Here is a 7,693-nt window from a genome sequence, read left to right as displayed (position 1 = left end):
CCAATCGTGGTAGCCTGTATCTTCCCGCCATCATATAACCTACCTAGGTGGTATCGCAAGGTGTTTTCGTTTAATCCGGTGAGATCCATGAGTGTTCTGAGATCCACCCCGGGCCATGAAACGATAGTATCATAGATCCTATGCCTGGTTTCATGTTCTAGGAGGTTCCCTTTTGTTATCCTACGATACCCACTGACAGCATATCTGCGAATACGGTCGAGAAACGGCGATGACTGTACTGAAGGTGCGATTACCTGGCCACAGGGTCCATTGCAGGTGCCTGTCGGGAGGGAACAGGTAGGAAATGATGGACTTGTCTTACAATTACAGGCATGCGAACCTCCCTGACTATTCATGTGGCAGGTGAGACGACCATTATTGTCGGTTGCACAACAGGTCCTCTTATCCGGGTTGATGTGAGGAGAACTGGATAATGCTGCAAGTAAAAGAAAGCCAAAGATCAGAATACCTGCAAGCAGTTTCATAGTACTAGGTTCTCTGCATGAGTATATGAATATTCACAATCGTGATATCTCCCCCGGGATGTTTCAAAGTGCCATCTCATACTCTGAATAGGATTATCATTTCGAATCACAACGGTGAACTGCCTTTGACAAAAGTCCGCCCATGAGCGTCTGGCTCATCGATGATATGAAATAATATGTTTTATGTGAGATCATTCTTGTTCTTCTTATCCTTTAGTATCTTCCCAAATACCCGATCTGCATTCTTTACCTGCTGTTGATCCGGCATTTTGTTTCCGATTATTTCAATATCTTCTTCGTCAGCGATAAACCTGGATTTTTTCTTGTCCTGAGGTTCTGTCATCATTTCTCTCCCTGAATGGGTGTAATATAGATCAGCCTGACATTTTTGAAGGAATCTGTCATCTCCGTCCGGTTGAAAAGGAGGAAATCGGCTTCAATGGTAAGATTATCGATAACAATCGATTTAACAACCTGCCAGTCAGATCCCCGGGGTATGAGATACTCCCGTTCATCTTCGTTGATGTACAGAGTGTGTTCACCGTTTTTCCTCTCAAGCACGAGGACATTATGATATCCTTCTGTGTCTGTTGCCCCGAAAACATCGAGACAGACTGCAGGATCATAGGCAGTTGAAGCAAACGCTGCTTCCCGGTATTCAGAGTTGTTCAGGACCATACCTGCAACACCGGGGCTAATCCCCCTGAAGAGTATCAGATCAGATTTAAGTTCCGATTCGTTCTCAGCAGTATCAAGGGAATCCTGAATAAAGTTATAAAATATCTGCTTCTCCTCATCGAATGTTGCTCTCTTTTCCGAATTTGCCCGCTGATATCCCCTGAACTCAGACGTGTTGTCCATAAAAGCGGGAGCCATCCACCAGGCAATTGCTGCTTCTATCGAAGGAGAGAAGTTTCGCTCGGTATATGGAATCCTTTCACTATCCGGGGGATGGGTTAGAACCAGTGTCGCAGATTCCAGTTCTTCTGACGCCACCGGTCCCGTTTCTACTGTTTTATTGGTATCTGCCTGGTGCAATACTATCAGAGGATCGGGATTAAACCCTCCAGATTCAGTGATGGGATCAGCTAAGCCCCAGATACACCCGCAGCACCCAATTATCAGAAGGAATAATGAGAAAGACAGAATGCTATTGTGTCTCATAATGTTTTTCACCTGCTGAACAACCATGTTCATATGGTAGTATTTGCGGTATAAACCAAAACTTATGCGGATTCATATGCACGGGATCGAAAAAAGAAAGTTTTTCCGGTATTTTATGGGATTATGAACAGGTCTCATCTTCATGACCATGATGGTCATGTGAATGCGGGTTCTTCTCTTCCCACGGTTCAAGTCCGTGCTTAACCCGGTAATCATTGATCGCCTGATGAATGCCTTCTTCGGCGAGAACCGAGCAGTGCATCTTGATGGGTGGTAGTCCCTCAAGTGCCTCTGCAACAGCCTTGTTAGATACTTCCCATGCCTCTTCAAGGGTTTTTCCCTTGATCAGTTCGGTTGCCATACTGCTGGATGCAACCGCTGCCCCACATCCGAATGTCTGGAACTTCACATCGGTGATGATGTTGTCTTTCACGGTGAGGAAGATACGCATGATATCACCACAGGTCGGGTTTCCGACTTCTCCAACACCGTCAGCTTCGGAGATCTCCCCCTGATTCCGGGGGTTCATGAAATGATCCATTACTTTTTCGCTATACATTACATGACCTCTTTTTATGATCTGCGTACAAGGGAGACATCTCCCTGAGACGAACCACTACCTTTCTGAGATGCTCTATCACATAATCAACATCATCATCAGTGTTCTCTGCCCCGAGAGTGAGTCTGAGTGATCCATGGGCGGTTTCAGCAGGCAGCCCGGTTGCCAGCAGAACGTGGGACGGCTCAAGCGATCCCGAAGTGCAGGCACTGCCAGTAGAAGCACAGATTCCGAAATGATCCAGCAGGAGAAGCATGGATTCTCCTTCGATAAAGTCAAAACTAACGTTCAGGTTTCCTGGCAGACGTTCTTTGGGGTGGCCGTTCAGCCTGGTATTGGGTATGGTTTCAAGAATTTCTGCAAGGAGGCGATCCCGGAGTGCTGCAACCCGCTTGTTTCGTTCATCCATACCTGATACTGCCCGTCCAATGGCGAAACCAAGCCCGACGATTCCTGCTATGTTTTCAGTGCCAGCACGTTTACGCCGCTCCTGCCCACCTCCATGAAGCAAGTTGTCGATCCTGACACCCTTCCTGATATAGAGGGCTCCAATACCTTTTGGGCCGTAAAATTTGTGGGCGGAAAGGGAGAGGAGATCGATCTGCATTGCAGAAACATCGATAGGAACATTACCGATAGCCTGGACTGCATCGGTGTGGAAATACACCCCGTGTTCCCGGCAGACCTTTCCGATCTCTGTAATTGGTTCGATTGTTCCGATCTCATTATTTGCAAACATGATCGTAACCAGTATGGTCTGATCCGTTATTGCAGCCTTAAGATCTTCAATTCGCACCTGACCAGTATCATCAACCGGGAGATACGTGATCGAAAACCCCTGCTTTTCGAGATACTCGCAGGTGTGGAGGACCGCGTGATGCTCGATGGCACTGGTGATGATGTGGTTGCCTTTCTTCCGGTTTGCAAATGCAATCCCTTTGATTGCCCAGTTATCAGATTCGGTTCCCCCGGAGGTGAAGTAGATCTCATCCGGCTGGGCACCCAGTGCAGTAGCGACCTGATTTCTTGCCTCTTCTACCGCTTTTTTTGATTCACGAGCAATTCGGTACAGGGACGATGGATTTCCGTACCCTTGTGAAAACCACGGGATCATAACCGTAACGACCTCCGGATCGGTTGCCGTTGTTGCGGAATGGTCCATGTAAACGATTCGTTCAGCAGTCATGTTACGCCAGTTCTGTGATGTAATGCAATCTGATGATAATACAAGGGCTCCTTTGCCTATAGCCCTTTTCTGATCTCGTCACGGGTTCTGCAGGATCGGCTCTGTCTGGATTTGGACACCTCGATCATCTGCTGGAGTGGACGTCGTGCAGCATCCATCAGTTTCGATTCCAGTAATACCTCTCCGGACCCGGTTTGCAGGCATTTTTTGATCTTCTCCAAAGTTACCCGTTTCATCGGTTCACACACTCCTGCCACTGAAAAGAACTTCTTTCCAGGAACTTCTGACCGCAGCCGGTGGAGCATACCTGACTCGGTGCCGATAATGAAGGATGACGCAGAGGTGTCCCGGCAATACCTCGTCATCCCGCTGGTTGAACATACCGCGTCAGCCATATCAATAATGGTGGGTCTGCATTCTGGATGGGCAATAATCTCTGCATCGGGATGAAGCATCTGCATCGCGGTAACGCTCTGGGGAGTGATCTCATCATGTACGTAGCAGTATCCGGGTGCAGGGATGATCTCTTTGCCAGTAAACCTGCTTACATACGCAGCAAGATTCCGGTCAGGGAGGAAGATCACCTGGTCGCTGTCAACTGACTCAACGATCTCTATGGCATTTGCCGAAGTGCAACAGATGTCACTCACCGCCTTGGTCGCTGTAGTAGTGTTCACATAACTCACCACCTTCGCGTCAGGGTACTGGTTTTTGAGCTGCAAAGCTGCCTGTTCTCCTGCCATATGTGCCATGGTGCACTTTGCCTGCGGATCCGGAATCAGAACCTTGGCATCCGGGTTCAGGATCTTTGCGGTATCAGCCATGAAGTCAACACCACAGAAGAGTATCGTATCGGCATCGGTCTCCTGTGCGGACCTTGCGAGTTCAAGTGAGTCACCGATTAGGTCTGCGATCTGGTAGATTTCAGGTGGCTGATAGTTATGGGCAAGAATGAAAACTCCCTGGCGGTTAGCGATATCGCGGATCTCTCTGATGAGATCCTGGCTTTCAGCGAGATCCTGTGATGATTTATCCGGTGATAGGGCTTTCACGATTGTGATAAACATGTGTATCCTTCTTAAGGATAATGCACACGGTCGAGGCAAGTCGGCATTCAGAGTTTCTTGCCTCTGTATCGGATTGAATTGCATGACATAAGAGTGGAAGCGAGGAATACCTGTTTTTCATCGGGATCCATGAGGTGAAGATCCAGGACACTGGTACCTGGGATCCTCCTGCTGATTATCTGGTCTCGTTCTTTTTTATCAGGGAGCAAACCTGGCAGATCTCTCCTGATCCCGGCCACCCACAGATCCTGCAGTTTTCTAATGGGGTGATCTCAACTTTATCTCTCAATCGGGTTCTAATCTCTTCTTCTGCCTGAGCAAGATTTCGCATTGAACCCGGGTGTTCCTGTTCGAACTGATTCAGGAGCATCCTGATCTCTCCCCGAAGTGCATCTCCTGCATAGGGGCATTCTGGAAGATCATTGAACAGGCCGGCGAGAATTGCATAAAGTGAGGCCTCACGTTCACTCACCGCTGCGAACGGTTTGATGCGGTGAGCAAAGCGTGTTGAGTGACCAGAGCCGGCAAACACTTTTTTGATATCTGCTGAAAGAGCGTTCATGAGGGTCGTTTGAGCATGGTCATCCTGGTTGTGGCCGGTTGCGATGAGTCTGATCCCCTCCTTTTCAGCAAGAACCTCCAGGGCCCTTCTTCTGAGAATCCCGCAGACTGTGCATGCCTTCCTGTTGGTTGTTCTCATGATCTCGTCAAGGGTTTCCCCATAGATCTCAGAAAAGGTGATGATCCGGTGTTCAACACCGAGTATCGTACAGACCTCCCTTGCGTGGCTGATGGTCTCCTCGCGGTATCCATTGATCCCCTCGTCTACGGTAAGTGCAATCAGTCGTACCGGTATTTTCTCTTTGAGATTTGCAAGGGCAGCCAGAAGTGCGGTACTATCCTTTCCTCCGCTGAATGCAACTCCGATGATCCCGGGAAGTTGCCCTTCCTGAAGAATCCGGGCAAGTACCCTGGTTTCAACCGATTCTTTGAGATGCCGGCTGCAGAGATGAGTTCCACTCTCCCGGTCAACAAAGACCGCTTTTTCGGCACAGGAGGAGCAGGTCCGGACTTCACCCGCCATGGGAGATCCTGATCAGCCTGATGGTTTCAGAATCAATCCCTATGGTATCCTCAGGGATGATCGCTCCATCCCGGGAGATGAGCACCTCAATGGGATTCAGGCCCTGTTCGAGAATGATGGCTTCAATCGTCCTTCCTCTTGCAGATATTTCTTCTTCATGACCGTCTGGGAAGAATATCTTCATAGTTCTCCAGTTTTGTGAGAGATAGCGACATTAAACTTCGGTTTGATCCTGTTCCATGGATCTTATGAGTTTATTCTTGCGTATCTCATTATATGGTTTATTTCCGAATTGTGGTTTGCTCCTCCATGATCTAAATTCTCCTAAAAATCAGGTTATTTTACGAATGTTGCTTAAATCGAGGGATTAATAAAAAGAACGTGGTGAGTCGTATGCATCAAAAAAGAAGGGGTTCCTGTTTGCAGGATTGGTTAGATACAGAGAACCCTGCGTGGGACTATTCGCTCAAGCGGTGTAGAACATGTATGAGAGAGAAATGCATTGATCTCGTCCCTGAGTTCTTCAGGTTTGACTATGCCATCAATGAATCCGGACTCTACATACTGGGCAGGATTGGCGGTCGCCTTCACGGTCTCCTTAACTGCCTTTGTCTCCTGAACGCTGAGACCGCTTTCTCTGGCTAACCGGGATATGGCCTTGACCCCATAAATGGTAAGTTCTGCATCAGGAAACGCAAGCAGACGATCTGGTTCAAACCCGGTCCCCCCCATGGCATACAACCCTGCCGTGTACGCTTTGCGGACTATCACACAGAGCCGGGGGACTGAAAGATTTGCCAGTGTCGAAAATATCAGGGCGCCGTGGTGAATGACACCTGTAGATTCGGCTTCTCTTCCAACCATAAATCCAGGATTGTCTGCAAGAAAGAGGAGTGGAATGTTAAATGCATCACAGAGTGAGGCAAATGCTGCAAGTTTCCGGGAACTCTCGGGAAACAGGATTCCTCCGTTATGAATGGAATTATTAGCAATAATTCCCAGAGTCATCCCATTGACCCGGGCAAACCCGGTGATCAGTTCACGGGCATACAATCCGCGATGCTCCTGAAACGAGTCCTTATCGATGCATGTCGCGATGAGTTGATGCATATCAAAGAGTGAATACGGATTTGAGAGAGCAGCCGGTGAAGGTAATGGTGCCTCGGGATCTGGTTCCACCGCACTGAATACCGGCGGATACTCGCCATACCAGGAAGGGAAGGATCGTAAAAATTTACGCACCTGAAGCAAGGCATCATCTGGGGATTCAGTCAGCATATCACAGGTTCCCGATGCTGTTGCATGCATCTCTGCCCCGCCATACACCTCATAGTTCGCAGCCTCACCGGCCATAAGCCGTTGCATATCCGGACGGGCAAGTGACATTCCCGCCTCTTTTGTCATCAGCACGATATCACATTCGGCAACCGGAAAGGTCAGGGTGGTGGCAATTGGATTAAAAACAACCGCGATGCGGGGAACAATCCCTGACAATCTGGCGAAACGTGCAAAGATCTTCCCGACTCCCCGGGGATCAATGTAGGTTCGCATAATGGAGAGGGGAATAGCCGTACTCTCCATCGATACCCGTCCGGGTCTGTCGGCAAGATGGATGACCGGCAGGTGATGTTCTTCGGCGTAATCAAGGAGTTTCAGTTCATCCTGTAATACCTCAAAGGGATCAAGAGGAACTGATGCAACCGGATTGAGAGCGATTACACAGACCTCTCTCCCTTCAATACGCCCGGTACCGCCAACTAATTCGGTGTCATCTGATCTGATGAGAGGATTGAAGGAGTCAGGATCGAGTAATACACTCAATCTCTCCTGTATGAGGGAATTCATGTGTCAGCCACCGTTATGATTCGTGAACTCTGATGATCAGCAGCGTGATGTCATCATGTTGTGGCTGGGTACCACTAAAATTGGAAACGCTCGTAACAACCGTATCCACAATATCCTGAACCGGAAGGGATAATGAATTCTGCATGGTAGTAATGAGTCTGGGGACTCCAAATTCTTCATTAGCCGGATTAACGGCTTCGGTGACACCATCAGTATACAGGAGAATGACATCGCCGGTATGCAACTGCACTGATTTCTGGTCGTAGGGAATGTCATCAAGGATACCGATTGCAATCCCGGTTG

The 7,693-nt window shown here is 48.6% G+C and carries 9 protein-coding genes and 1 pseudogene; all 10 read right to left on the bottom strand.

What is annotated here, in order from left to right; translation table 11 throughout:
- Positions 1-485, bottom strand: a pseudogene (locus tag LUQ50_RS05990) (hypothetical protein); the annotation flags it as partial.
- A gap of 181 nt (positions 486-666) precedes the next feature.
- The gene (locus LUQ50_RS05985; RefSeq protein WP_300037658.1) at positions 667-831 is read right to left on the bottom strand and encodes a hypothetical protein; all 165 of its coding nucleotides are present in this window, start codon (positions 829-831) and stop codon (positions 667-669) included.
- The gene (locus LUQ50_RS05980; RefSeq protein ID WP_300037655.1) at positions 828-1,649 is read right to left on the bottom strand and encodes a hypothetical protein; all 822 of its coding nucleotides are present in this window, start codon (positions 1,647-1,649) and stop codon (positions 828-830) included. Before LUQ50_RS05980 ends, LUQ50_RS05985 begins: the two co-directional genes overlap by 4 nt.
- A 121-nt stretch (positions 1,650-1,770) precedes the next feature.
- The gene (nifU, locus tag LUQ50_RS05975) at positions 1,771-2,208 is read right to left on the bottom strand and encodes a Fe-S cluster assembly scaffold protein NifU (protein ID WP_300037652.1); all 438 of its coding nucleotides are present in this window, start codon (positions 2,206-2,208) and stop codon (positions 1,771-1,773) included.
- Positions 2,201-3,394 carry a cysteine desulfurase NifS gene (nifS, locus tag LUQ50_RS05970; RefSeq protein WP_300037649.1) on the bottom strand — a complete coding sequence of 398 codons (1,194 nt, stop codon included), beginning with the start codon at positions 3,392-3,394 and terminating at the stop codon, positions 2,201-2,203. The genes nifU and nifS overlap by 8 nt, the downstream gene beginning before the upstream one ends.
- Before the next feature lie 56 nt (positions 3,395-3,450).
- Positions 3,451-4,461 carry a quinolinate synthase NadA gene (gene nadA, locus LUQ50_RS05965; protein ID WP_300037646.1) on the bottom strand — a complete coding sequence of 337 codons (1,011 nt, stop codon included), beginning with the start codon at positions 4,459-4,461 and terminating at the stop codon, positions 3,451-3,453.
- 175 nt (positions 4,462-4,636) lie between these two features.
- A complete protein-coding gene (locus LUQ50_RS05960; protein ID WP_300037643.1) occupies positions 4,637-5,545 on the bottom strand; it encodes a TIGR00269 family protein in 909 nt (302 codons plus the stop codon).
- A complete protein-coding gene (locus LUQ50_RS05955; RefSeq protein WP_300037640.1) occupies positions 5,535-5,729 on the bottom strand; it encodes a thiamine S protein in 195 nt (64 codons plus the stop codon). Before LUQ50_RS05955 ends, LUQ50_RS05960 begins: the two co-directional genes overlap by 11 nt.
- A gap of 248 nt (positions 5,730-5,977) precedes the next feature.
- Positions 5,978-7,366, bottom strand: a complete 1,389-nt coding sequence (locus LUQ50_RS05950; protein ID WP_300037637.1) for a carboxyl transferase domain-containing protein — start codon at positions 7,364-7,366, stop codon at positions 5,978-5,980.
- A gap of 37 nt (positions 7,367-7,403) precedes the next feature.
- On the bottom strand, positions 7,404-7,693 hold a 290-nt coding region (locus tag LUQ50_RS05945; RefSeq protein WP_300037634.1), incomplete at its 5' end, for a PP2C family protein-serine/threonine phosphatase.

The sequence above is a fragment of the Methanospirillum sp. genome (assembly GCF_028679455.1).
Lineage (GTDB): Archaea > Halobacteriota > Methanomicrobia > Methanomicrobiales > Methanospirillaceae > Methanospirillum.
Note: the sequence above shows the minus strand (reverse complement) of the source record. Positions and strands in the feature narration are given on the sequence as shown.